Consider the following 23,948-nt stretch of genomic DNA (forward strand, 5'->3'; position numbering starts at 1 on the left):
GCGCGCCATCGGCTCGGTGGCGTTCGTTGCCAGGGACGTCGTGCGGTTTGCGAGCCGGGTGCGGTGCGGGGCACTCTTGCGTCATGTCATACGTAAGGCTTGAGGCCTGGATCGGTGGAGAGTGGCTGGAGGTGGACGCCGTGAGTGTCACGGTGATGGACTCCGCGCTGACCCTCTCCTTTGAGCATCAGCGGACCGAGTCCGGGTACCGGAGCCTCATCTGGGAGCCCCTGGAGAAATTCCTCAGGGAGTACCGCGACGAGCCGCTCGTCGTCGTACCTCTGGGACGCAATCTGCCGGTGATGTTCGGTCCCGGTGCGGCGGGTCCTTTCCGGCTGTCGGAGATGCGGGACGCGTGACCGCGCCGCCGGCCACCTCGCCCGGCGTCCGATCCGGCAGTGGGGACTGGACCGAAGCCGGCGTCTGGCCACAGCGGCACGAGATGGTGCCGGCCGAGCTGCGGGGCGCCGGTCTGCCCTTGGTGCTGGTGACCAACGCGAGCGTGGAACTGGAGGAGGAGCTGGTGTCGTTGGGCCTGGCGGATTTCGCCGACCACGTCGTCAGCAGTGCCCGGGTGGGGGTGGCCAAGCCGGACCGGAAGATCTACGAGATCGCGGCCGAACAGGCGGGCGTCGCGATGGAGCGGTGTCTTTTCGTGGATGACCGGCCAGAGAACATCGAAGCCGCAGTCGGGCTCGGGATGACCGGCGTGCACTACCGCGAACCTGCCGACCTCCGTGGGCCGTTGGGCTTCCTGCTGGACAGCTGATGCGCCACTCCCGTAGCACTCACCGTGTGCAGTGAGGCGTCGCTCGCTGGGATGACGCTTCTCCCTGCGGCGCCGGCGGAGAGCGGGCCGGCAAGAAAACTATCGGCTTCGTGACGCCGCCGCAGATGCGCTTCACCACGCGGTTGGCAGGGTCTGAAGTGCCGGCGCCTTCGCCCCGACCGCTGCTGTGCCGGCCGCTGAACGCTCGGACCGCCGCCGTCGGCACCCTTGCCGGTGGTGTCCGGAGCGCCCCCGCCGGCCTGGGCCGGCAGGGTCAGCTCCTCCAGTGACCGTGCGGCGAGCGCCGTCAGTCCACCGCGGTAGTGGCGGCGGGTTCGCGGCGACGGCGTGCGAGCGCACCGAGGGCGATGTCCACGGCCAGGAACGCGATCAGCGAAATGCCGAGGAGGGGCACCAGCCAGCCCACCGCCCCTGCGGCGAGGACGAGTGGAATGAGTACGGGCAGCGGCACCTGTCGCCATGCGCCGCGCGGCATCGGACGCCCGACGGACAGCGTGCGGTCGCGGGTGGGGCGGCGCTGCCACCACATCCGGTAGCCCCAGAGGATCAGGAAGATCAAGGCGAGGGCGAGTGCGGCCAGGGCGATCTGGTTGGCGAGGCCGAACAGGGTGCCGGTGTGCAGGTCGATGCCGTAGCGGGTGAGCTGGGCCAGGACGGGGTGGTCGGCGAAGCGCGAGACGTCGGTGACCTTTCCTGTGGCCGGGGCCACGGCGATGGCGTCCTGCTTCTCGGGCCAGCTGCGCTGGATCTGCTTGACGACGTAGGCGGTGCCTTTCTCCGTCGGCAGGCTGATCTCGACGGGATCGGAAAGCCCCTGGCCGCGGGCCGCTCGGAGCACCTTGTCGATGCCCACGTCCGACGTCGCGGATCCGCTCGACGGGTTTCCCTTCTTTCCGTTCATTCCTGGCATGTCGGGCATTTTGTCCATCCCCGATGAGCCGCCATGTCCGGCATGGTCCTCGGCCACGGCCGTCGAGACGGTCGGGGTCGCCTGCCCCAGGGCCTCCCGGAGTTCGCCGATGTTCGCCCCGGCGTACGCGGACCAGGTCAGACCGGTCGCGGAGAGGAAGATCAGGCCGACCGCGGCCCACAGGCCGACCGCGCCGTGCCAGGACAGGGTCCGGCGGCGGCCGGTGGCGGTGCGGTCCGGCAGCGCGAAGGCCCGCAGTGCACGGTTCTTGCGCTTACGGCCGATCCACAGCGCGAGTCCGCCCCCGGCGACCACCCACAGCCAGCTGGCGGCCAGTTCGCTGTAGAGCCGGCCGCCCTCGCCCAGGTGCAGGTCGCGGTGGAGCGAGTCGAGCCAGGTGCGCAGGGGCAGCGCACCCGTGGCACCGTATGTCTCCAGAGTCCCCCTGACATTGCCGGTGTAGGGGTCGACGAAGACCGCGAGCTGGTGGTCGGCGGACACCCCCGGTACGTCGGAGAGCAGGACCCGGGTGGTGTCCCCGGGCTCCGGTGCCGGGCGTACGGCGGCGAGCTTGCCCTCAGGGTGGGCCTTACGGGCGTCGGCGACCTGCTGCGACAGCGGCAGCTTGCCCGTACCGACCGGCGCGGTCAGCTCATGCGCGTAGACGATCTTCTCCGCCTGGAAGGAACAGGCGTACAGCAGCCCGGTGACCGCGGCGACAAGCAGGAAGGGCGCGATCAGCACCCCGGCGTAGAAGTGCAGACGCAGCACCAGCGGACGCAGCGCGACCCACCCGGTACGCCGTGGCGCCCGCCCCTCCCCGGAGCGGGTGGTGTCCGGCGTGCCCGGAGAGTCCGGGGTGTCCGGGGAGTCCGGTGAGTCGCTCGATGCGAGACGTTGTTCAGTGGGCACGCGGGGCTCCCGGCTCGAAGGTGAGGTGGCCCGGCCCGCTGCCGGTACCGCTTCAGGTAGTCGGAGGAACGGGAGCAGGAGTTCCGGAAGCGTGGTGTGAGCTGCCCCATACCGCTGCGCCCCGAACCCACCCTGCGGTGCGTCCGCATCGGATGGCACGATGGCGGCCATGACAAACGGGCCGACCTTACCTGCTGACGGGCTGACGTCGCGCGTGCTGTGCGGACCGCCGTACCAGGACCTTCCCTCCCGCACCTGCCGCCCGAAGTCCCCGGACCCGGCCCGCGACAGACGGAGTCTCCCGCTGGTATCGCCCCTTGCCGTAGGTCCGAACAGCACTGCCCACCCCCCACTGTTGGAGGCAGCCCGATGATGACGAACCACGCCGACGCGCACGCCTCCCGGAGGAGCCGGAAGCCGACCGCCATCGCGGCGGCCACGGCGGTGATAGCGGCGTCGCTGCTCGCCGGCTGCTCGTCCGAAGAGCAGGCGAAGCCCAAGCGCCCGGACCCGGTGGTGCCCTCCCCGCACGAGAGCAGCCACGCCCCCGCGCCGAAAACCAGCGCTTTCTCGCCATACGTGGACACCTCGCTCAAGCCCTCCTTCGACCTCGTCAAGGGCGCCGAGGAGACCGGGGTGAAGGAGTACAACCTGGCCTTCGTCTCCCCGGGCGGCGGTTGCGCGCCCAAGTGGGGCGGCAGGCAGGCGCTCGGCGCCAACCCCGTGGCGCGGCAGGCGAAAGAGCTGCGCGCACAGGGCGGAGACGTACGGATCTCCTTCGGTGGACAGAGCGGCAATGAACTGGCCCGGGTCTGCGGCTCGGTGGACAAGCTGGTGAACGCGTACAGCAAGGTCATCGACGCATACGACCTGACCAAGGTCGACTTCGACATCGAGGGCCCCGCGCTGACGGACACCAAGGCCAACGACCTCCGCGCCCAGGCGATCGCCCGGCTTCAGCAGCGCAGGAAACTGGACGTCTCCTTCACCCTCCCGGTGCTCCCCTCCGGCCTGAACCGGCACGCCGTCGCGGTGCTGAAGAACGCCAAGAAGCACAGCGCCCGGGTCTCCACCGTGAACATCATGGCCATGGACTACGGCACGTACTACGACGGGGACATGGGCAAATACGCCGTCGCAGCCGCCACCGCCACCCAGAAGCAGATCAAGGGGGCGCTGGGCATCCGGGACGACGCCACGGCATGGAAGAGCGTCGCGGTCACGCCGATGATCGGCGTCAATGACGTCAAGGGCGAGGTCTTCCGGCCCGACGACGCGGCCGAGCTCAAGAGGTTCGCCGAGAAGAAGGGGCTCGGCCGGCTGTCGATGTGGTCGGTCACCCGCGACAAGCCCTGCCCGGAAGGCGCGAACATCAAGGCCGTAGCCACCTGTTCGAGCATTGAGAAGAAGACGAACGAGTTCGTGCGCGTCTTCGCAGGCTGAGGCGGGCGGGCTGCCGGGGCGGACCGGGCACCGCCGCACCGAGGTGACATGCCGTGGGACGGTTCACCGCGGTGCGCCGGTGACCGGGATCCGCTCGCCCGTCCGGGTGAGCTGGATCCGGGTCACGGTCACCGCGACCGTGGCTCCCGTCGCCCCCGGTACGGGTACGCCTTCCGGAACCCTCACCCTCGCCATCACGGGACGCACCCCCCAGACCGTGGCTCTCGTCGACGGCACGGCCAGTGCGACCTTCAACCCGCTGCCCAAGGGGGCCCACCTGGTCACCGGCAACTACAACGGCGACGTCAGTTTCGCGCCCTCCACCAAAACGACTGTCCAGACGGTGTCATGACGGCGTGGGAGACGGGTCATCGGCGACGACCAGCCGGGGGCGGGCTGGTGGCGAGCGAGCGAGCGGGCGGGCGGGCGATGCCGATGGGCTGGCCCCGGCCGCCGGGGAACTCGTGCGGAGAGCGGTCGAGATGCTTGGGGTAGAGCCCCACCAGGTTCACCAGTTGTGGCCGGAAACCGCGGCACCCTTGGCAGCGTAAGTGCAATGTGAAATATTACTGACGTGCCCACGAGAAGAAGCTCGGATGTCATCGTCGTCGGAGCGGGCGTGGTCGGCGCGGCCTGCGCCTACTACGCGGCCCGCGCCGGTCTCTCCGTCACCGTGCTCGACCGCGGCCCCGTCGCGGGCGGCACCACGGGGGCCGGCGAGGGCAACCTCCTGGTCTCCGACAAGGAGCCCGGACCCGAACTCGAACTCGCGCTGCTGTCCACCGGGTTGTGGCGGGAGCTGGCAGAGCTGCTCCCGCCGCAGATCGAGTACGAGCCCAAGGGCGGCCTCGTGGTCGCCGCCGCCGAGGCCGGGATGCAGGCCCTGCGCGACTTCGCGGCCGGCCAGGACAAGGCCGGTGTGCGGGCGGAGGAGGTCCCGGGGGACCGGTTGCCGGAGCTGGAGCCGCATCTGACTCCCGGCCTGGCAGGGGGCTTTCACTACCCGCAGGACGCGCAGGTGATGCCGGCCCTGGCCGCCGCGCATCTGCTGCGCGCGGCCGGTGACCGGGTGCACCTGCGGCTCGGTGCGGAGGTCACCGGTCTGCTGACCACGGCGGACGGCTCGGTGCGGGGGGTGCGTACGGCAGCCGGCGAGGTGTACGCCCCGCACGTGGTCAACGCTGCCGGTACCTGGGGCGGCGAGTTCGCCCGGCTCGCGGGCGTTGAGCTTCCGGTGCTGCCGCGCCGCGGATTCGTGCTCGTCACCGAACCGCTGCCGCGAGTGGTGCGGCGCAAGGTGTACGCGGCCGACTACGTGGCCGACGTCGCCAGCGGCTCGGCGGCGCTGCAGACCTCGGCGGTGGTCGAGGGCACCGCGGCGGGCCCCGTCCTGATCGGCGCCAGCCGGGAACGGGTCGGCTTCGACCGCACCTTGTCGACCGAGGTGCTGCGCCGCCTGGCGGCCCAGGCCACCGCCCTGTTCCCGGTCCTGGCCGGGGTCCGCGCGATGCGGACGTATGTGGGGTTCCGCCCGTACCTGCCCGACCATCTGCCGGCCATCGGCCCCGATCCGCGGGTGCCCGGCCTGCTGCACGCCTGCGGTCACGAGGGCGCGGGGATCGGTCTCGCCCCGGCCACCGGGCTGCTCATCGCGCGGTCCTTGAGCGGCGAGGAACCACCCCTGGACCCGGGCCCGTTCCACCCCGCCCGCTTCGAAGCCGCCGCCTGACCCGTCCACTACGAGAGGAGGCCCGCAGTGGCCCGTACCCCCGCCGAACTGGTAGGGGCGAACCCCGGCGCGTCGTTCGAGATCACGATGGACGGCCGCCCGGTCCCCGCGCTGCCCGGCCAGTCCGTCGCCGCGGCCCTGTGGTCCGCCGGCATCCTCGCCTGGCGCACCACCCGCACCACCGGCCGCCCGAGGGGTGCCTTCTGCGGCATCGGACAGTGCTACGACTGCCTCGCCACCATCAACGGGGAGCCCAACCGCAGGGCCTGTCTGGTGCCCGCCCGCCCCGGCGACGTGATCACCACCCAGGAGGGACACGGCCATGCCCGCATCGGCGTCTGACCCGTACGACCTCGCGGTGATCGGAGCGGGCTCCGCCGGTCTTGCCGGTGCGGTCACGGCGGCCGGACTCGGCCTGTCCGTGGCCCTGCTGGACGCCTCGCCGCAGACCGGCGGGCAGTTCTACCGGCATCCGGCGCGGTCCCTCGGCGCGGCCCGCCCCGAGGCACTGCACCATGACTGGCGGGCCTTCGCCGAGCTGCGCCGGCGCCTGGAGCGGAGCGACATCCGTCATCTGTCCGGGCATCATGTCTGGGCCGTCACGAAGGAGGACGGTGACCTGTGGGCGGTGCACGCCGTCACCGGGGACGACGGCGCCGGGGAGCGGTCGGTGCGGGTGCGGGCCCGTACGGTCCTGCTCGCGACCGGCGCGTATGAACGTCAACTCCCCTTTCCCGGCTGGACCTTGCCGGGGGTCGTGGGTGCCGGGGGAGCGCAGGCCATGCTCAAGTCCGGCCTGGTGCTGCCCGGCAGGCGCATCGTCGTGGCGGGCAGCGGCCCCCTGCTGCTCGCGGTCGCCTCCTCGCTGGCCGCCGCCGGCGCGCAGGTCCCCGCGGTGATCGAGGCGTCCGGCTATCTGGGATACGCACGACATCCCCGTGCGCTCGCAGCCAATCCGCACAAGCTCGCCGAGGCGGCGGTCCACGGTGCCGCTCTGCTGCGGCACCGGGTACGGCTGCGCACCCGCAGCGCGGTCACCGAGGTGCACGGCACCGACCGGGTCTCGGCCGTCACCGTCACCCGGCTCGACCGCGACTGGCGGCCCGTACGGGGGACGGGCCGGCGGATCGCGTGCGACGCGCTCGCGGTGGGGCACGGCCTCGTCCCGCAGACCGAACTGGCCACCGCACTCGGCTGCGCCACCCGCACCACCGCGGACGGGACCTCCGCCCTGGCCCTGGACGGCCTTCAGGAAACGTCGGTACGCGGTTTGTGGGCGGCGGGGGAGGCCGGGGGAGTGGGCGGCGCTCAACTCGCCCGCGTGGAAGGCGAACTGGCCGGGTTTGCGGCAGCCGCCAGACTCCACGGGCACCCCGTCCACGAAGGGCGTGTACGTGCACTACGGCGCCGCCGGGACCGGATGCGTGCCTTCGCCGAGGCGATGGCCGCCCGCCACGCACCGGCGGCGGGCTGGACGGGCTGGCTGACCGACGACACGGAGGTCTGCCGCTGCGAGGAAGTGACCGCCGGAAGGATCCGCGAAGCCGTCACCGACCTCGGCGCCCGTGACGCACACACCGTCAAACTCCTCACCAGGGCCGGTATGGGCTGGTGCCAGGGGCGGATGTGCGGGACGGCCGCGGCCTGCCTCGCGGCAGGCGGAGGGGCCGTGGAACCACCCGCCGAACGCCGCCCGTTCGCGGTGCCCGTTCCGCTCTCGGCACTCGCCTCGTCCGGCGAACCCACCGGGAGCCGGCCGGACGCCGCCCCGGCCGTCGACGACTGATCCGCGGGCCGCCCTTGTGGGCGCCGCACAGCACCCAATAAAATGTCACACGCCACAGAAGGGTTCACTGGCATGACCGCCATCACCTGGAACAGCAACCGCCCCTGGCGCGGCATCATGGTCGCCACGGCTCTGCCCCTGCGCGACGATCTGTCCGTCGACCACGACGCCTACGCCCAGCACGTCCGGTGGCTGATCGAGCAGGGCTGCGACGGTGTCGTACCGAACGGCTCGCTCGGTGAGTACCAGACCCTCACCGACGAGGAGCGGGCCCGCGTGGTGCGGACCGCGGTCGAAGCGGCGGGCGACGGCGCGCGGGTCATGCCCGGCGTCGCCGCCTACGGCAGCGCCGAGGCCCGGCGCTGGGCGGAGCAGGCGGGCGAAGCGGGCTGCGGCTCGGTCCTCCTGCTGCCCCCGAACGCCTACCGCGCCGACGAACGGGCCGTCCGTGCCCACTACGCCGAGGTCGCCACGGCAGGGGTGCCGGTCGTCGCGTACAACAACCCCCTCGACACCAAGGTGGATCTGACCCCCGGACTCCTGGCCCGGCTGCACCAGGACGGCAGCATCGTCGCGGTCAAGGAATTCTCCGGCGATGTACGGCGCGCCTACGAGATCGCCGAACTCGCCCCGGAACTCGACCTGCTGATCGGCGCGGACGACGTCCTGCTCGAACTCGCCGTGGCCGGTGCGGTCGGCTGGATCGCCGGATACCCCAACGCCTTCCCCGCCACCTGCGCCGAGCTGTACCACGCCGCCGTCGCCGGTGACCTGGACACCGCCCTGCCGCTCTACAAGTCCCTGCACGCGCTGCTGCGCTGGGATTCGAAGACAGAGTTCGTCCAGTGCATCAAGCTGTCCATGGACCTCGTCGGCCGCCGCGGTGGCCCCGCCCGCCCGCCGCGCTCCCCGCTCACGGGGGCGACCGAGGCCGAAGTCCGGGCCGCCACCGAGAAGGCCCTGGCCGCCGGACACCACTGACCGCATCCGTGCTGCTTCGAAAGGACTCATGGTGCGTACGCGTCATGTCTTCCACGCCGTCGATTCGCACACCGAGGGCATGCCCACGCGCGTGATCACGGGTGGCATCGGTGTGATCCCCGGCGCCACCATGGCCGAGCGCAGGCTCCACTTCATCGAGCACCTCGACCATCTCAGGACGCTCCTGATGTACGAGCCGCGCGGGCACTCCGCCATGAGCGGCGCCATCCTCCAGCCGCCCACCCGCGCCGACGCCGACTACGGAGTCCTCTACATCGAGGTCTCCGGTCTGCTGCCGATGTGCGGGCACGGCACCATCGGGGTCGCCACCGTCCTCGTCGAGTCGGGCATGGTGCCGGTGACCGGGCCGGTCACCCCGGTGCGGCTCGACACCCCGGCCGGTCTGGTCGCCGTCGACGTGCACGTGGCGGACGGTGTGGCGACGTCGGTCACCCTCACCAATGTGCCCGCCTTCTGCGCCGGCCTGGACCGCACGGTGGAGGTGCCCGGGTACGGGAGGGTCACCTACGACCTCGCCTTCGGCGGCAACTTCTACGCCTTCGTCGAACTCGACGCGCTGGGGCTGCCGTTCGACCGGGCCCGCAAGGACGACCTGCTGGCCGCCGGACTCGCCGTCATGGCGGCGATCAACGCGTCGCCGGACCGGCCGGTCCACCCCGAGCAGCCGGAGATCGCCGGGGTCAAGCATGTCTATCTGGCAGCTCCCGGCTCGGACGCCCACCACTCGCGGCATGCGATGGCGATCCACCCCGGCTGGTTCGACCGCTCGCCCTGTGGCACCGGCACCTCGGCACGGATGGCGCAGCTGCACGCCCGCGGTGAACTGCCCCTGGACCGTGACTTCGTCAACGAGTCCTTCATCGGCACCCGCTTCACCGGCCGGCTCGTCGCCGAGACGGAGGTCGGCGGACTGCCCGCCGTGGTCCCGACCGTCACCGGCCGCGCCTGGATCACCGGCACCGCCCAGTACTTCCTCGACCCGGACGACCCCTTCCCCGGAGGCTTCCTCCTGTGACCACCGCCGTCTCTTCCGTCACCTCCCGCAATCCGGCCGACCCGTCCGATGTGCTGGTGTCGGTTCCGGCCCCCGGAGCCTTCGCCGCGGTGGACGCCGTCGAGCGGGCCCGCGCGGCCCGGCCCGGCTGGCCGGCCGGCGGTGCCGCCGCCCGGTCGGCCGCCCTGGGCGCGGTCGCCGCCGCCATCGAGGCCGCCGCGGACGAACTGGCCGCGCTCGCCGTACGCGAGGTGGGCAAGCCGCTCACCGAGGCGCGCGCCGAGGTCGCCAGGACCGTCGCGATCTGGCGCTACTACGCCCAGGCCCCCTACGAACCCCTCGGCGCCGTGCACGAAACCGCCGTCGGCCCGGGGCTGCTGCTGACCCGCCGCCGTCCGTACGGTGTCGCCGGCCTCATCACCCCCTGGAACTTCCCGTTCGCCATTCCGAGCTGGAAGGCGGCCCCGGCGCTCGCCGCGGGCAACGCGGTGGTCCTCAAGCCCGCGCCCGAGGCGACGGCCTGCGCCCGGCGCCTCGCCTCCCTCGTCGAGCAGGCCCTGCCGGCCGGGGTGTTCACCGTGCTGCCCGGCGGAGCGACCGAGGGCAACGCACTTGTCTCCGTCGCCGATGTCGTCTCCTTCACCGGCTCGACGGCCGTCGGCCGGGCGGTCGTGCATGCCGCCACGGCCCGGGGCATCCCGGTCCAGGCCGAGATGGGTGGCCTGAACGCGGCTCTGGTCCTCCCGGACGCGGACATCGAGCAGGCCGCGCTCCATATCGCCGCCGCGATCGCCGGATACGCGGGCCAGAAGTGCACCGCCACCAGCCGCGTGATCGCGGTGGGCGCGGCCCTCGAACCTCTGCGGGAGGCGCTCCCGGAAGCCCTGCGCGCGGTGGCGGTCGGTGACCCGGCCGACCCCTCCACCGTGTGCGGGCCCCTCATCAGCGAGCACGCGCGTGATCAGGTCGGCCGGGCCCGGGAGGGGCTCTCGGTCCTCGCGGGCGGCACCGCGCCCGCGCTTCCCGGCTGGTATGCGGCCCCGACCCTGGTCGAGAAGGTGCCGCCGGGCCACCAGCTGCTGCGCGAGGAGGTCTTCGGGCCGGTCGCGGCGCTGCTGCCCGCCGACGACCTGGCCCACGCGGTCCGGATCACCAACTCGGTCCCGTACGGCCTGGTCACCTCGGTCCACTCGGCGGGCCTGGACCCGGTGCTGCACGGGCTCGACCAGCTCGACACCGGAATGATCAGGGTCAACGCCCCGTCCACCGGAGTCGACTTCCATCTGCCGTTCGGCGGCACCAAGGATTCCGGCCACGGAGGGCGGGAACAGGGCCGCGCCGCCCTGGAGTTCTACACCTCCAGCCGTACGTACACCCTGTCACCTGCGAGAACAATGTGAAATTGTATGCTGGTGATCCGCTTCGGCAGGAAGGGATCACCACCGTTATGGGGCACCTGAAGCACCGCGATCTCAACGCCACCCGGGAGCGGCTGCGCGACCAGGTCGCCCACGCCCTGCGAGCCGCCCTGATCTCCGGTGAGCTGCGGCCGGGAGAGGTCTACTCGGCGCCGGTCCTGGCCGAGGACTTCGGAATCTCGGCCACGCCCGTGCGCGAGGCGATGCTCGACCTGGCTCGCGAGGGCCTGGTCGAGCCCGTCCGCAACAAGGGCTTCCGGGTCACCGAAGTCAACGAGCACGACCTCGACCAGTACACCGAGATCCGCGCGCTCATCGAGATCCCCATGGTCGGCCGGATCACCCGCTCCGCCGCCCGCGAGGAACTGGAGGCACTGCGGCCGGTCGCCGAGGAGATCGTGCGCGCCGCGCGCGACCACGACCTCATCGGCTACCTGGAGGCCGACCGGCAGTTCCACCTCGAACTGCTCGGACTCAGCGGCAACGACCGCCTCGTCGAGACCGTCGGTGAGCTCCGCAAGCGCTCGCGCCTGTACGGGCTCACCGCCCTGGACGAGCGGGGCGAGCTGATCCCGTCGGCGGAGGAACATCTCGAACTCCTCGACCTGATGCTGGCGGGCAATGCGAAGGGCGCCGAGAAGTGCATGGCCAAGCACCTGGGCCATGTGCGCTCGCTCTGGGCCAAGAGCGGGGCCGCGGCGAAATCCGGCAAGTAGCGGCCGGCCGAGGCGCATCCTACTGAGGCGGGACCGCCCTCCCTCATGTGAAGTAACGCGGAGCGGAGGGCTTTCCGCCGGCGGTGGGCTGAGAGGTGGGCTTCCCGCGGGCAGCCGGCCGGGAGGCGGACTCCCCGCGGACAGTCGGCGGGGGTAGGGCTCCCGCCGGTGGTCGGCCGCATCTGCCGATCCATGCAATGTCACACTTCATCTAGCCCTCGGGCTGGGAAAGGGACCCATGAACCCCGCCTACACCACCGTCGATCACGTCTTCACCGTCCCCCTGGACCACTCCGCTCCCCACGGGGAGGACATACAGGTCTTCGCCCGCGAGGTCGTCGACCCGGCCCGTGCGGGTGAGCGGCTGCCCTGGCTGCTGTATCTGCAAGGTGGTCCGGGCGGTAAGTCCCCCCGCCCGTCAGCCGGCTCACCCGGCTGGCTGGACCAGGCGCTCACGACCCACCGGGTGCTCCTGCTCGACCAGCGCGGCACCGGCCGGTCCACCCCGGTCACCGCCCGAGCCGCCGCCCGCTTCGCTTCCCCCGCCCAACTCGCCGCCTATCTGGGCCACTTCCGCGCCGACTCGATAGTTGCCGACGCCGAACTGATCCGCCGGCAACTCTGCGCGGACGAACCCTGGGAGACTCTCGGCCAGAGCTACGGCGGCTTCCTCACCCTCACCTACCTCTCCCGGGCACCCGAGGGCCTGCGGGCCTGCTACGTGACCGGTGGTCTGCCCGGTCTCACCGCCACCGCCGACGAGGTCTACGCCCGTACCTATCCGCGGGTGCGGGACCGCGTCCTCGACTTCTACGCCCGCTACCCGGACGACGCCTCCCGCCTCCGCAAGATCGCCGGCCTGCTCGCGACCACCGAGGTCCGGCTGCCCGACGGGGACCGGCTCACCACCCGCCGGCTGCGCACCCTCGGCCTCGTCCTCGGCATGGGCGACGGCTTCGAACGGCTCCACTGGCTGCTCGATGAATCCCTGGACGCCGACGGCGAGTTGACCGACACCTTCCTCCATCAGGTGCGGAACCTGACCGGATTCACCGACAACCCGCTGTACGCCGTGATGCAGGAGACGCTCTACGGGCAGGGCGCCGGCCCGACCGGCTGGGCAGCCTCCCGGGCACTCGACGGCTTCGCCGCCTTCACCGAGGCGGCGGACCCCCTCCTCCTCACCGGAGAAATGATCTACCCCTGGATGTTCCGCGAGATCACCGGCCTGCGGCCCTTCGCGGACGCCGCCGACCTGCTGGCCGCACGCGCCGACTGGCCGCCGCTGTACGACCCCCGACGCCTCGCCGCCAACCAGGTCCCGCTCGCCGCGATCGTCTACCACGACGACATGTACGTCGACGCCGGACTCTCCCTGCGCACCGCGCGCGAGGTCGGCGCCACCCGCGTCTGGGTCACCAATGAGTGGGAGCACGACGGGGTCACCGCCTCCGGTGGCCGGGTGCTGGCCCGCCTGATGGACCTGGCCGCAGGCCGCGCGTAACACCTCCTGACCGCATGCCGCTTCCTCCTCCTGCCACTGCCCCGATGGGAGAGCCATGTCCGCCCTGCCGACCCGTCTGCGGCCCCTCGCCGCGGCCTTCGCCCTCGTCACCTGTCTCGCCACCCCGGCCACCTCGACCGCCGCCGACAAGCCCAACTCGCCCTCCGCTGCCGCCGATTGCGCGCTCCCCGGCAAGACCGGCTGGACCGACGAAGGCCACCACACCGACGGCACCCGGTTCCGGCCCTCCAGCGGCACCCACCACGTCCTGACCCTGTTCGTGGACTTCCCCGACGCCCCGGCCACCGACTCCACGGACGCGTACGCCACCCACCTCGCCCCGGCCGCCGAATGGATGAGCCGAGCCAGCTACGGCCGCTCCCGGCTCGCCCTCAGCTCACTGCACCGCTGGATCAGGATGCCCGCGGACTCGACCTCGTACGGGTTCGCGCGCGGCCTCACCTTCGAGGCCCACGAGAAGTACCTGCGCGATGCGATCACCGCCGCCGACCCCTACGCGGACCTTTCCCGGTACGACATGGTCTACGTCGTCCCCACGAAGGGGGCGGCCGCGATCACCTTCTCCCCGACCTACCTCTACGACCCGGCCACCCCCGGCGTCACCGCCGACGGCCGCCGCATCAAGTGGGCCGTCACCTTCGGGCAGGACATCTGGCGCTGGGGACACAAGGTCGCCGCCCACGAGACCGGTCACACCTTCGGCCTCCCTGACCTGTACTCCTTCACCGGCTCCACCCACCAGTACGCCGGCGGCTGGGACGTCATGGGCAACATCGCAGGACCCGCCCCGCAGTACCTCGGCTGGCACTCGTGGAAGCTCGGCTGGACCCGCGACCACCAGGTCGCCTGCCTGCCGGAAACCGGCCGCCGTACGGTACGGCTGTCCCCGGTGGAGCGCCCCGACGGGACCAAGATCGCCGTACTGCGCACCGGCGAGACCACGGCGTATGTCGCCGAATCCCGCCGCGCCGAGGGCCATGACCGGGGCGCCTGCTCCACCGGCGTCCTCCTCTACAAGGTCGATTCCGCCACCCTGACCGGTGCGGGTCCGGTGAGGATCATCAACGCCCACCCGGCCACCCCTCCGCCCGCCGGCTGCACCCAGCTGGACCTGGCCGCCTACGCGCCCGGCCAGTCCTTCACCGACCCGGACACCGGAGCCCGCATCGATGTCCTCGCGGGCGACGCGTCAGGGGACACGGTGCGACTGAGCAAGCGGTGACCGTAAGGGGCAGCCGGCTCAGCGCCGGGCCCCCGGGACGAGCCTGGAGCTGAATTCGTCAGGGACGGCGCCGGGTCAGCACTCTGCCCCCTCATCGAGAACTGCGGGCACCTCATCAACGGCTGGAGTGCGCAGGTAATTCTGCACCTACGGCGCGCGAATCCGTGATGACTCCGTGACGACTTCGTGACGGCTCCGGGCTCGGCCAAGACCGGCTCCGGTCAGGGTGCTTCGTGAACGAGTGCCCTCTGGTCAGTTCCACATGTGAACGAGCGGTAAAGGCCCTGGGCCACGCTCCACACTCCCCGCGGCCGGCTGGAAGGATGCCCATATGGCGAACATCCAATCGATTTCCTATGTGCGGATAGCCGAAGTCCTCACCGACCTCGGCATGATCACCAAAGAGAAGGCCCGAAGCGTCCTGGACGAGGCCGCCACATACGCGACCGAGCCGATGGAGCGACGCCACGACATCGCCAGTGCCCTTGAATGCTTCGGCGTGGCTGTTGCGATCCACGCCGACGACGTCGACGTCGCTGACGAGCACTACGATTGGCTCCTGAGCGAGGCCGCAGCCCTCACCGGCGGCAAAGTCACCGTCTCCGACTACCGCTTCGAGAAGTATGACCCGGACGACGAAGACTGCGGCCGGGGGAGGATGCACTTCACATGCAACGGCGAACCGCTCTCCTTCATCATCGAGCAGGAGTCTAACGACTACCTCGACATGGGAGCAGCGCAGCAAGCCATCGAAGAGCTCAGCCCCCATGACGACTCCCGGGACTTCCGCTGCGTCGAGCGGGAAGCCTCAGAACTCGGCGACGACATCATGGTCCTGGCCACAAGCGAGCAGCGTGCAGGTCTCCGCCAGCACCTGGGCATCACCTTCGAGCCTCCGTTGGGCTGATGCTGACCACGACGACGCCCCCCGCTTTCAACTGCCGAACAGGGCACTCGCCCATTGTTCTTCACGCTGCTCGATATATGCGGCGTCGCTTCGCCAGATGTCGCCGTGGCCTTCCGCCCAGAGGGTCGCCCAGGGCTGGTTGCCCAGAGTGGTCTGGTCGCGCAGGAAGTCATGCATGGCGCGTGTGCGGCGCCCCAGCAGGGGGACCAGCTGACGCCGCTCGGCCTCGTCGAGGCCGTAGGCGTCGGCGAAGATCCGCAGCCGGTCGCCGGCATCGGTGCGCCGCCGGTCGGGATGCGCCGACAGAGGAAGGAAGCCATGCAGGGCATACGCGACATCCCACAGCCGGGACCCCGGGGCGGCCGTGTCCCAGTCGATGAAGGCCCATTCGTCCCCGTCGCCGACCACGAGGTTCCATGGAGCCAGGTCCTGGTGGGCGATGATCTCGTCTCCCTCGGCGGGGATGAGCACCTGCCAGTGCGGGTCGGGCGGTGGGGTGAAGCCCTGCACGGCATCGTGGAAGTCCCTGATCAGACGTGCCACGCGGGCCAACTGCGCAGGGGGCTCCAGCAGGGAGAACCGATCGGGCCAGACCACGTGGCCCGGCACGAAGGTCAGCACCTCACGGCCCCGATCGTCGATGCCAAGGGGGCGAGGAGCGGCTCGGAAACCTACCTCGTGCAGATGCGTGAGCAGCGCGTGCACCGCAGGGGTCCACGGCCCGACGGGGCGGCGGACGGTGTCCCCGACGCGGACGACACCACTGCTGACGTTCCCACCGGTCAACGGCTGCTCTTCCTCGCGCTGCACAGACCCAGTCTGGCCGACCACCCCAGCCACGATCACCTCCATTACGGCAACCAAGTCAAGAGCCGGACCTGGTACAGCAAGCTCAGATGATCCGAGCTGTGAGCGCAGATGGTTCCAACTGGCAGCACCGGCCACGGCTACGCACGGTCCGCGCCGAAGTGAATCAGAGGCTTGATGATGCCGCCCTCCTTCGATGCCATCATCCGGAAGGCCTCTTCGATCTCGTCGAAGCCGAATTCGTGCGTGGTCATCGGCGTGGGGTCGACCTTCCCCGTTTCCATCAACCGGAAGATCCGCCGAAGCCACCCGCGGCCTCCGCGGTTGAACCCGCCGTACACCTGCTTGTCGGACATGCCGTAACCGAACGGCTCCAGGGGGATCTTCAGGGGCTCTCGTACCTCGCCGTGGTACCCGACGTTGGAAATGCGCCCTCCGGGCTTCGTGACCCGGAAGGCCGCTTCCCAGGTCTGGGGGGCGCCGAGTGCCTCGATGGCTGCGTCGACTCCCTGACCGTCCGTCAGCTCCAGGATCCGCTCGACCGGATCGCACCGTGTGTGGTCGACGATCAGATCCGCGCCGAAGCGACGGGCGAGGTCCTGCCGAGCGGGAACCGACTCGACGGCGATGATGAGGCCGGCGCCGAGCAGCCGGCAGCCGATCGTCGCCGACAGTCCCACTGCGCCCTGCGCGAAGATCGCGACGGTCTCGCCCAGTTCGAGTTCCGCGTGTTCGGCGGCGACGAACCCGGTGGAGAGCATGTCGGTGGCGTACAGCGCCTGGTGATCGGAGAGCTGAGCGGGAATCGGCGCGAGGTTGGCCTGGGCGTTGTTGACGAGAAAGTACTGGGCCAGGGTCCCGTCGCGCTGGTTGGTGAATCTGGCACCGCCCAGCATCTGCCCGTGGCACTGCGAGGAGAAGCCGCGCTGGCAGGAATCGCACTGAAAGCAGGGCGTGATCCCGGCAGCCGCGACGCGCTGACCTTCGACCAGCCCCTCGACGGCCGAGCCGAGCGCGTGGACGACACCGACCGCCTCATGTCCCAGCGTCACATCCGGAGCGACCGGAATCACGCCCCTCATGACGTGCACATCGGTGGTGCACACCAAGGCCGCGGTGGTGCGCACGACCACGTCATTGGGGCCGGGTTCGGGGACCGGCTTCTCGATGACGCCGACCTCGCCGACCTTCCGGAGAACAAAAGCTCTCACCTTCGATTACCTGCCGTTCGATGCGGGAGTTGCGGGAGTTGCGGGAGTTGCGGGAGTACGGGAGGTCGTCAGTCGGCCCAGGCACCTTCGGCCGCCTCGGGGCGATCGATGCCGTGCTCGCCGCTCCGTCGGCGGACACGCAGCCGACGGCGCCTCACCGGGCCAGGCGCGAGCGGGCGCCCTGTGCGATCGCGGTGGTTTCGGCGGTCACCATGACCTGCTCGACAGGACCTGCCAGGTCACGCCGGCGAGGAGACCGAGGGCACCGGTGTGCCCCGCGTCCGAGTCGTGCGAGTGGCTCATGCCATCGCCCTTCCCACAGAGGAGGCCGGGCGATGGTCGTCGCGTCATCTTCCGCCCGTTCGGCCGACACGGCGCGCCCGTGCAGTGCGGTCCGGCACCGTGAGCTGCCATGTCCGTCAGCGCCCGGCCGGCTGGCGGGCCCTGAGCCACTCCGGGCAGGGCGATGTGATGGCCCGCCGTGGCCCCTTGATGCGGGGTGCCGCCGCGGCTTGATCGCGGCGGGCTAGGGCCTGTCCGATGGGTCAGGGTCGGACAGGCCCTAGCCTCCTCGGATGGGCATGGACATCACGGTTCTGGTCGTCGACTGGGCGCACCTCATGGAGATCGCGCCGGACGACCGGCTCAAGGTGTTGCAGGAGTCGGCGTACGCGGACGACGAAAGCGATGAGGTCGACGCGGGGTGGGTGTGGCCTGCCGAGCCGGACCGGTCCTGGCTGGGCCGGTACGAGTTCGGCGGCACGCTCGGTTCGTACAAGCCGCACTTCTGGGCCGGACAGGCGTGGGAGGACGTCCGTGGCGCCGCCGGGACCACGCTGCGGACGGCGCTGGACGACTTCCTGAACGGTCTGTTCTGGCCGGGTCCTGAGGTCGACAGCGACGCCGAGCACGTGGACGCCGGTGTCTTCCCCTCCGAGGACGGCCTGTGGCGGTCGGGCCCCCTTATCGCCCGCGGACCCCGGACCGTGGTCCGTCTGAACCGCTGCTGGCAGGAGGCCGCCCTCACCCTGCCGCAACTGCGTGAACCGTACGCACGCCACGCGGCACGCCCAGGGCGGTGGATCGCGGACTTCGAGGAGTTCACCGAGCTGCTCTCCGGCTGGGCCGAAGTGGTCGGTGAGGCCCAACGACGCCGATGGGGGCTGATCGGACTCCCCATCTGACACTCCATCGAACCGTTCTCGTCTTCGGAGGGCCGGTGCCCGCCGAAGACGAACGGCTTCACGGACGTACTCAAGGTCCGTAACCCTTGTTCGCGCACATAGCACGTCAAGGCGGCACGCACGTACCACGTCAAGGCGGTCATCGACCGTCATGCGGACCGCAGTGCCGAAAGCTGCGGCCGGGCTGGGGGTGGCCCCTGAAGTGGGGCTGCCCCGGCAACCTCAACCACGTGAAGTGCTGCAGGTAGCAGCGGTCGTGCGGGGCCGTTCTCGTGGAGGGCGCGGGGCCGCCCCGTGAGGGAGGAGCGACCCCACCCGCCGACCGGGCCTGACCACATCCGAACGCTGTGGCCCCGCCTGCCGGGTTCGCCGCGATCAGAAGTGCACGGTGTGGTCCCGGGTGACCGTCGGGACGGCGAGCACCGCGTCGAACGCCTCAGGGACCGGGGTGCTCAGAGTGGAGCTCTGGCTCCGGATCTTGTCGAGCAGCGGTGCCCCCTGCTCGTCGCGCGGTGCGTTGCGCAGGTCGGTCAACGTGATCCGGTCGGCGAGGCCGGCGTCGGTGAGGGCGGCCTCGACGCTGCCGGGCTCGGCAGGCTGAAGGTGCGCTTCGGCGAGGGTGAAGCCGACCGCGGCGCTCTGGTCGGGGTACATCTCCGGCACATGGTCGGCGGTGTGGACGAAGGCCACCGTGCGGTAGTCCTCGCCCAGCATTCTCTGCAGGTGCTGGCCCATGGTCAGTGCGGTGAGGCCGCCGGCAAACTCAAGTGTCGTTTTGTGGATGTGGCTGTTGTGTGCGGCGAGGACGATCCGGGTCCCCGGTTCGGAGTGATCCAGGTGCCAGCGCACCGATTCGGCCATGTAGATCTCCCGGACCGACAGGTCCGCTGTCAGGCCCCGGCCGGACAGCAGGGCGTTCATCGCCTGGAACATGTAGTCGGTGTGGCAGGCCGCTTCCACCCTGCGCCTGGCGATGTCGAAGTGGCGTTGGCTGCTGCGGGAGACATAGAGCGGTTCGGCGGCGCGCAGCCGCAGCAACAGCCGCGCCAGTGAGGCCGTCAGCTCGTTCTGCTCGGCGGCTGGCAGGCCGGCCCACGCAGGCCCGGCCGCAGCGCCGGAGCCGCAGCCCTTGAGGAACCGGTCGCTGACCTCCAGGACCGTATCGACGAGGCGGAGCGCGTCGGGGTCGACCTCGCGCAGGTAGTCGGCGACCGGCTCCAGGGCGGGCCGTAGCGCCCCGCCGGCTTCCGGAACGTCGATGCCGGCGAAGCGCAACGGATGCCCGCTGGTGCGGTTGTGGTGGCGCAGCCACTGCATGAGATCCGCGGCGCCCCACTCGGCGGCGGCCCGGCTCACCTTCGCCAGGTCGCCGTCCTCTCCTTCGCCCTGCAGCCACCGGTCGAGCGGGAAGGCTTCGCTGAAGCCGAACTCGAAGGCGAAGACAGTGAATCCGCAGCGCTCGGCGAGAAAGCGCAGCACCCGCTGGCGCGCACGGGAGAACTCTTCGACGAAGTGGGCGCCCTCACCGATCGCGACCACGCGGCTCTCGCCGATGATCTCCCTGAGCGCTTCGAGGTCGTCGAGGGGCTGCTGCGGGTCAAGGGTGGTCAGGGTGGTGGAGTGCTCGCGGAACCAGTCGGCAAGCACGCCTTGAGAAGAATGCTGAACAGGCACAGGGGGAGCTCATTTCTCGGCTCGGGGTTTCAGGACACAGCGCTCGTCCGCACACGGCGGACGCAGTGACGTGACGATGCGCAGACGCAATCGGGGCGCCGGGCCGCTGGGCCGACGGCGCGCCGGGTCTGCCGACGAATCCCCGTCAGAGGAAATTGCTGACTATTGCCATGATCGAAAGCTAGCAGCGGTGCCGTACACGCGCACGCGAATAATCCGGCGCAGCCGCAAGAGGCGACCGCGCCGCCGCGCGAGCGGCACGGCGAGCCCGGCCGCGCAGCGCCCAAGCTCCACCGGCCGTGCGGCGGCCGCGGTGAGGCACGTGTCGGGCGTCCTCACTCCTGCTCGTCCAGCGCGAAGGATCCGTACTCGGGCTTCCCGGCGCGTTCGTAGACGCAGTACTGCACACCCACGCTGGTGGCGCGGGATTCGGTGAGCGACCAGGCGGACGGGGTGGCGCCCTCGCCGAAGAGCCGCTTTCCGGTGCCGAGGATCAACGGGTTGACGAGCAGCCGGTACTCGTCGACGAGGTCGTGCTGTTGCAGGGTGTGGATGAGGTCGCCGCTGCCCTGCGTCATGATCACGCCGTCGACCTGCTCCTTGAGCCGTGCGACGGACTCTGCGGCCTCACCCTTCAGGAGATGGGAGTTGTGCCACTCCAGGCTGTCGCGGGTGCGGGAGGCGACGTACTTGGGCATGGCGTTGAGCTTCACGGCGATCGGGTCGTTCTCGTCGGTGACGCGCGGCCAGTGGGCGGCGAAGATGTCGTAGGTCTTCCGGCCGAGCAGGAGATGGTCGGCGGTCCGCTCGAAGACCCCCGTCATGAGGCTCAGGAAGTCGTCGTCGACGTACGGGACCTGCCAGCCGCCGTGCTCAAAGCCTTCGTCGACGTCCTCGCTCGGGCCGCCGGGTGCCTGCATGACGCCGTCCAGGGTGACGAACGCGGTGACGATCAGTTTGCTCATGGTGCTGCCTTTCGGGTGCGGAGACTGCCTGCACCCGTATTGACTCCCGGCCCGGCGAGAATTCATCGCCCGACGCGCGACCGGCGGGTCTTGCGCCCACTCCGAGACCAGTGTCCGGCGCCTCGCCACGTTGACCGAGGCTGAGCGAAGTCTGATCCCTTCGGACCGGTAGCACCCCAGACCCGCGGAAAGGACGGCTACGCCGGAAAGGATGGCTACGCCGGCGCTGGGGAGCGTGCCGCACCGGACCGCGACTTGTGCGATTGAGGTGCGATCAATGGAGCGATCCAACGGGTGGTGGAGGTAGGGTTCTCTTGGAGGTGGGCTCTGTGTCCCATGAGAACGAGCTGTTCAGCGCGGTCGATGCGCTGCTGGAGCAGGTTGCCCAGGATGACCTGCCGGGCCCGGCTGAGCGCAAGAGGCTGCGGGAGGCGGCAGGGCTGAGTCAGGCCCAGATCGCCACCGCGCTCAACGCGCGGCGCGAGGCAGTGGGCAACTGGGAGTCCGGCCGGACCGAGCCGCGGCCGCCGAAGCGCGCCGCCTACGCCCGGCTCCTGGAAGGCCTCGCCGCCCGCTTCCCCGCTCCCGGCGCGAGCGACCCGGCGCCGACTGAGGCGCCGGCCGGGTCCACCGTCGCGTCCACCGGCACGCCCACGGGCGCATCCGCCGGCGCATCCACCGGCGTGCCTACCGGCGCGTCTACCGCACCAGAACCGGAGGCCGTGCCCGCTGCCCCGGAAGCGGGGAATGCGTCCACCGGCCAGGTCGCCGAGCCCAACGTCGTGGTCGCTGAGCCCGACGCCACGGTCGCCGATCCCGACGTCATGGTCGCCGATCCGGACGTCATGGTCGCCGATCCGGACGTCATGACTGCTCCGGAGTCCACGAACCGGTCCGTCCCGGCCACGGCGAAGGCCCGGGCGGCCCGTTCGGTGAGCACCGGGCCGTCGACGTCGCGGCGCCTGGCCGCGAAGAAGGCCACCCACAAGCGCGCCCCGGCGCCGGTCGCTGTCGCCGAGCGGTTCGCGCACGGGCCGCTCGGCGTGCTCGACGGCGACGGCTCGCTGTACTGCGTCGGCGGACTGGTGCTGGACTGCCCCGCCAAGACGGTCCCGTCGCTGGTCGACTGGACCTTGTCGGAGGGGCAGTTGGGCGCGTCCCGGCTGCACCCGTCGGGCAAGGACGCCGACCCGCTGATCGTGCTCACCGCCGCGGCCGCCCAACGCTTCGGTCTTCCGGAGCGGTTGGAGGACCGGCGGGGGCTGCGGCTGCCGGAGGACCACAAGGTCGTCAAGCAGCTCGCCCGCGCGAAGTGGCAGCTGACCAAGCGCGGGTTCGGGCCCTGGGCCCGCATCTACCGGCCCGCCGAGGGCGGCCGGCGCCAGTGCGTACAGCTCGCGGTCCTGCCCTGGGAGGCGCTCGATGCCCGCTCGTGGGGGAGCACCGACCAGCTGGAGCCCGCCGACATCGCCCGTGTGCTCGGCACCTATGCCTCCCGTGTCATCACCCCGCGCGGCTCGACCGCCGTCTCCGGCCTGGAAGCGATGACCGCACTGCGCCCACCGACCCGCGCGGTCAAGGACGAGAAGACCGGCAGCTGGGTATCCGGCCCGATGCCCGGTTCGCTGACCGACCCGGCCGACCCGGCTCCGGTGGAGGCCCCGGACGAGCACCCGGTCGCCGCCGCCCTCCACCCCCGTGCCCACCAGCGCACCCCGTCCGAGGTCCTGGACGAGGAAGCGTATGAGTGGATCCGCGACCCGCAGCTGCTCACCGACGCCGAGTGCACCCGCGTCCACGCCGTCGGCATCGACGTCAACACCGCCTTCCTCGCCGCCGCCAACCGCCTGGTCGTCGGCCTCTCGGCGCCGGTCCACGTCAGGGCGCCGGCCTTCGACAAGAAGACGCCGGGCTCGTGGCTGGTGGACCTGTCCGGCATCGAACTCGACCCGCGCCTGCCTTCGCCGTTCACCCCGCACGGCACCCGGCCCGAGGGCCCGGCCTGGTACGCCACGCCCACCGTCGCCTACGCCCAGGAACTCATCGACAGCTACCGCCTGCCGGCCCGCGTCCGGCCGCTGGAGGCATGGATCCGCACCGACTCCGGCCCGTACCTGGACCCCTGGTACAAGCGCATCAGCGAGGCGTACAAGGCGACAATGGCCGACCTCGGCGTCACCTCCGACCTGTCGGAGGCCGACTTCCTGGAAGCCATGGCCCGCCACCAGCAGGAGGACCCGGCGCTCGCCGCGGTACTGTCCGCGATCAAGTCCACGGTCAAGGGCGGCATCGGCAAGCTCCGCGAGCGTCCGAAGAGCGTCAAGCACCAGTACGGCGAACGGTGGCCGGCGCTGGAGCGCTCGACCTGGCGGCCCGACATCCGCGCCGCCGTGATCTCCGCGGCCCGCGTCAACATGCACCGCAAGATCCTCAAGACGGCGCTGGCCACCCAGCAGGCCCCGGCTCCGGCCGGGAACCTGATGCTCAGCCAGGACGCGCTCCTCCCCATCGCCCTGCTGTCCGACTGCGCCGTCTACCTCTCCGACGGTCCCAGCCCGCTGGACTTCCTGCCGCACACCACCGACGGCAAGCCGGCCCCCGGCAGCTTCCGGCTGGGTGTCTCGCCCGGCATGGTCAAGCACGAGGGCACCCAGGAGCTGTTGTGGGCCGTGCAGATGCTCGACGAAGGCCACAACCCCGCCCGGCACATCAAGGGCACCGACGCCGCACTCGACGGAGAATAGGAGACCGAC

General features: G+C 70.9%; 21 protein-coding genes and 2 pseudogenes. 17 read left to right on the top strand and 6 right to left on the bottom strand.

The annotated features are described in order from the left end of the window. Positions 1–83 precede the first annotated feature (83 nt). A complete protein-coding gene (locus AB0C46_RS01745; RefSeq protein WP_269777162.1) occupies positions 84–359 on the top strand; it encodes a hypothetical protein in 276 nt (91 codons plus the stop codon). Positions 360–439: 80 nt separating this feature from the next. Further along, positions 440–769 (top strand): annotated as a pseudogene (locus tag AB0C46_RS01750) (HAD-IA family hydrolase); the annotation flags it as partial. 307 nt (positions 770–1,076) lie between these two features. Here AB0C46_RS01750 and AB0C46_RS01755 read toward each other — a convergent pair. After that, on the bottom strand, positions 1,077–2,612 hold the full coding sequence (locus AB0C46_RS01755; RefSeq protein WP_362824869.1) for a PepSY domain-containing protein: 1,536 nt from the start codon (positions 2,610–2,612) through the stop codon (positions 1,077–1,079). 369 nt (positions 2,613–2,981) lie between these two features. On the opposite strand from AB0C46_RS01755, the gene AB0C46_RS01760 reads away from it, so the two are divergent. Together AB0C46_RS01760 and AB0C46_RS01765 are read left to right on the top strand one after the other, a co-directional pair. Next, complete coding sequence (locus AB0C46_RS01760; protein ID WP_362824871.1) at positions 2,982–4,055, top strand: chitinase; 1,074 nt, start codon at positions 2,982–2,984, stop codon at positions 4,053–4,055. A gap of 79 nt (positions 4,056–4,134) precedes the next feature. Further along, positions 4,135–4,407 carry an Ig-like domain-containing protein gene (locus AB0C46_RS01765; RefSeq protein WP_362824872.1) on the top strand — a complete coding sequence of 91 codons (273 nt, stop codon included), beginning with the start codon at positions 4,135–4,137 and terminating at the stop codon, positions 4,405–4,407. Between the two features lie 12 nt (positions 4,408–4,419). Here the strand turns inward: AB0C46_RS01765 and AB0C46_RS01770 are convergent. Beyond that, positions 4,420–4,573: pseudogene (locus AB0C46_RS01770) on the bottom strand (peptide ABC transporter ATP-binding protein); the annotation flags it as partial. A 56-nt stretch (positions 4,574–4,629) separates the two neighbouring features. Between AB0C46_RS01770 and AB0C46_RS01775 the strand changes: the two are divergent. From AB0C46_RS01775 to AB0C46_RS01820, 10 genes are all read left to right on the top strand, one after another. After that, complete coding sequence (locus tag AB0C46_RS01775; RefSeq protein WP_362824873.1) at positions 4,630–5,784, top strand: FAD-binding oxidoreductase; 1,155 nt, start codon at positions 4,630–4,632, stop codon at positions 5,782–5,784. A 27-nt stretch (positions 5,785–5,811) separates the two neighbouring features. Further along, positions 5,812–6,126, top strand: a complete 315-nt coding sequence (locus tag AB0C46_RS01780) for a (2Fe-2S)-binding protein (protein ID WP_362824875.1) — start codon at positions 5,812–5,814, stop codon at positions 6,124–6,126. Next, positions 6,107–7,570, top strand: coding sequence for an NAD(P)/FAD-dependent oxidoreductase (locus AB0C46_RS01785; protein ID WP_362824877.1), 1,464 nt, complete (start codon positions 6,107–6,109; stop codon positions 7,568–7,570). The genes AB0C46_RS01780 and AB0C46_RS01785 overlap by 20 nt, the downstream gene beginning before the upstream one ends. A 72-nt stretch (positions 7,571–7,642) precedes the next feature. Then, positions 7,643–8,551 (top strand): dihydrodipicolinate synthase family protein, encoded by a 909-nt coding sequence (locus AB0C46_RS01790; protein WP_362824879.1) that lies wholly within the window; start codon positions 7,643–7,645, stop codon positions 8,549–8,551. Between the two features lie 31 nt (positions 8,552–8,582). Next, complete coding sequence (locus AB0C46_RS01795) at positions 8,583–9,587, top strand: proline racemase family protein (RefSeq protein ID WP_362825165.1); 1,005 nt, start codon at positions 8,583–8,585, stop codon at positions 9,585–9,587. Continuing rightward, a complete protein-coding gene (locus AB0C46_RS01800; protein ID WP_362824881.1) occupies positions 9,584–10,966 on the top strand; it encodes an aldehyde dehydrogenase family protein in 1,383 nt (460 codons plus the stop codon). The genes AB0C46_RS01795 and AB0C46_RS01800 overlap by 4 nt, the downstream gene beginning before the upstream one ends. 47 nt (positions 10,967–11,013) lie before the next feature. Beyond that, complete coding sequence (locus AB0C46_RS01805; RefSeq protein WP_362824882.1) at positions 11,014–11,700, top strand: GntR family transcriptional regulator; 687 nt, start codon at positions 11,014–11,016, stop codon at positions 11,698–11,700. A gap of 238 nt (positions 11,701–11,938) precedes the next feature. Then, positions 11,939–13,204 (top strand): alpha/beta fold hydrolase, encoded by a 1,266-nt coding sequence (locus AB0C46_RS01810; RefSeq protein WP_362824883.1) that lies wholly within the window; start codon positions 11,939–11,941, stop codon positions 13,202–13,204. Positions 13,205–13,259: 55 nt separating this feature from the next. Further along, on the top strand, positions 13,260–14,447 hold the full coding sequence (locus tag AB0C46_RS01815; RefSeq protein ID WP_362824884.1) for a M6 family metalloprotease domain-containing protein: 1,188 nt from the start codon (positions 13,260–13,262) through the stop codon (positions 14,445–14,447). A 331-nt stretch (positions 14,448–14,778) separates the two neighbouring features. Then, positions 14,779–15,354 carry a hypothetical protein gene (locus AB0C46_RS01820; protein ID WP_362824885.1) on the top strand — a complete coding sequence of 192 codons (576 nt, stop codon included), beginning with the start codon at positions 14,779–14,781 and terminating at the stop codon, positions 15,352–15,354. 27 nt (positions 15,355–15,381) lie between these two features. Here the strand turns inward: AB0C46_RS01820 and AB0C46_RS01825 are convergent, their stop codons facing one another. Beyond that, positions 15,382–16,140 (bottom strand): phosphotransferase, encoded by a 759-nt coding sequence (locus tag AB0C46_RS01825; RefSeq protein WP_362825166.1) that lies wholly within the window; start codon positions 16,138–16,140, stop codon positions 15,382–15,384. On the opposite strand from AB0C46_RS01825, the gene AB0C46_RS01830 reads away from it, so the two are divergent. Continuing rightward, positions 16,039–16,254, top strand: a complete 216-nt coding sequence (locus tag AB0C46_RS01830) for a hypothetical protein (protein ID WP_362825186.1) — start codon at positions 16,039–16,041, stop codon at positions 16,252–16,254. The genes AB0C46_RS01825 and AB0C46_RS01830 overlap by 102 nt on opposite strands. A gap of 47 nt (positions 16,255–16,301) precedes the next feature. Here AB0C46_RS01830 and AB0C46_RS01835 read toward each other — a convergent pair whose 3' ends face one another. After that, positions 16,302–17,372, bottom strand: a complete 1,071-nt coding sequence (locus tag AB0C46_RS01835) for an alcohol dehydrogenase catalytic domain-containing protein (RefSeq protein WP_362824886.1) — start codon at positions 17,370–17,372, stop codon at positions 16,302–16,304. A 575-nt stretch (positions 17,373–17,947) separates the two neighbouring features. On the opposite strand from AB0C46_RS01835, the gene AB0C46_RS01840 reads away from it, so the two are divergent. Next, positions 17,948–18,556, top strand: a complete 609-nt coding sequence (locus AB0C46_RS01840) for a hypothetical protein (protein WP_362824887.1) — start codon at positions 17,948–17,950, stop codon at positions 18,554–18,556. A gap of 375 nt (positions 18,557–18,931) precedes the next feature. On the opposite strand, the gene AB0C46_RS01845 is transcribed toward AB0C46_RS01840, so the two are convergent. Further along, positions 18,932–20,203 (bottom strand): erythromycin esterase family protein, encoded by a 1,272-nt coding sequence (locus tag AB0C46_RS01845; protein ID WP_362824888.1) that lies wholly within the window; start codon positions 20,201–20,203, stop codon positions 18,932–18,934. A gap of 362 nt (positions 20,204–20,565) precedes the next feature. Further along, positions 20,566–21,195, bottom strand: coding sequence for a dihydrofolate reductase family protein (locus AB0C46_RS01850; RefSeq protein ID WP_362824890.1), 630 nt, complete (start codon positions 21,193–21,195; stop codon positions 20,566–20,568). 329 nt (positions 21,196–21,524) lie between these two features. Here AB0C46_RS01850 and AB0C46_RS01855 point away from each other — a divergent pair, with 329 nt between their 5' ends. Continuing rightward, positions 21,525–23,939, top strand: coding sequence for a helix-turn-helix domain-containing protein (locus tag AB0C46_RS01855; protein WP_362824891.1), 2,415 nt, complete (start codon positions 21,525–21,527; stop codon positions 23,937–23,939). Positions 23,940–23,948 lie beyond the last annotated feature (9 nt).

The organism is Streptomyces sp. NPDC048637 (assembly GCF_040650675.1).
Classification (GTDB): domain Bacteria; phylum Actinomycetota; class Actinomycetes; order Streptomycetales; family Streptomycetaceae; genus Streptomyces.

What these genes read in the sequence shown, in the direction of transcription:
- AB0C46_RS01745 (WP_269777162.1), top strand. Translation starts at nt 84, where the DNA reads ATGTCATACGTAAGGCTTGAGGCCTGGATCGGTGGAGAGTGGCTGGAG.
- AB0C46_RS01810 (WP_362824883.1), top strand. Translation starts at nt 11,939, where the DNA reads ATGAACCCCGCCTACACCACCGTCGATCACGTCTTCACCGTCCCCCTG.
- AB0C46_RS01850 (WP_362824890.1), bottom strand. Translation starts at nt 21,195, where the DNA reads ATGAGCAAACTGATCGTCACCGCGTTCGTCACCCTGGACGGCGTCATG.
- AB0C46_RS01840 (WP_362824887.1), top strand. Translation starts at nt 17,948, where the DNA reads ATGGGCATGGACATCACGGTTCTGGTCGTCGACTGGGCGCACCTCATG.
- AB0C46_RS01760 (WP_362824871.1), top strand. Translation starts at nt 2,982, where the DNA reads ATGATGACGAACCACGCCGACGCGCACGCCTCCCGGAGGAGCCGGAAG.
- AB0C46_RS01790 (WP_362824879.1), top strand. Translation starts at nt 7,643, where the DNA reads ATGACCGCCATCACCTGGAACAGCAACCGCCCCTGGCGCGGCATCATG.
- AB0C46_RS01785 (WP_362824877.1), top strand. Translation starts at nt 6,107, where the DNA reads ATGCCCGCATCGGCGTCTGACCCGTACGACCTCGCGGTGATCGGAGCG.
- AB0C46_RS01815 (WP_362824884.1), top strand. Translation starts at nt 13,260, where the DNA reads ATGTCCGCCCTGCCGACCCGTCTGCGGCCCCTCGCCGCGGCCTTCGCC.
- AB0C46_RS01805 (WP_362824882.1), top strand. Translation starts at nt 11,014, where the DNA reads ATGGGGCACCTGAAGCACCGCGATCTCAACGCCACCCGGGAGCGGCTG.
- AB0C46_RS01830 (WP_362825186.1), top strand. Translation starts at nt 16,039, where the DNA reads ATGCGTGAGCAGCGCGTGCACCGCAGGGGTCCACGGCCCGACGGGGCG.
- AB0C46_RS01820 (WP_362824885.1), top strand. Translation starts at nt 14,779, where the DNA reads ATGGCGAACATCCAATCGATTTCCTATGTGCGGATAGCCGAAGTCCTC.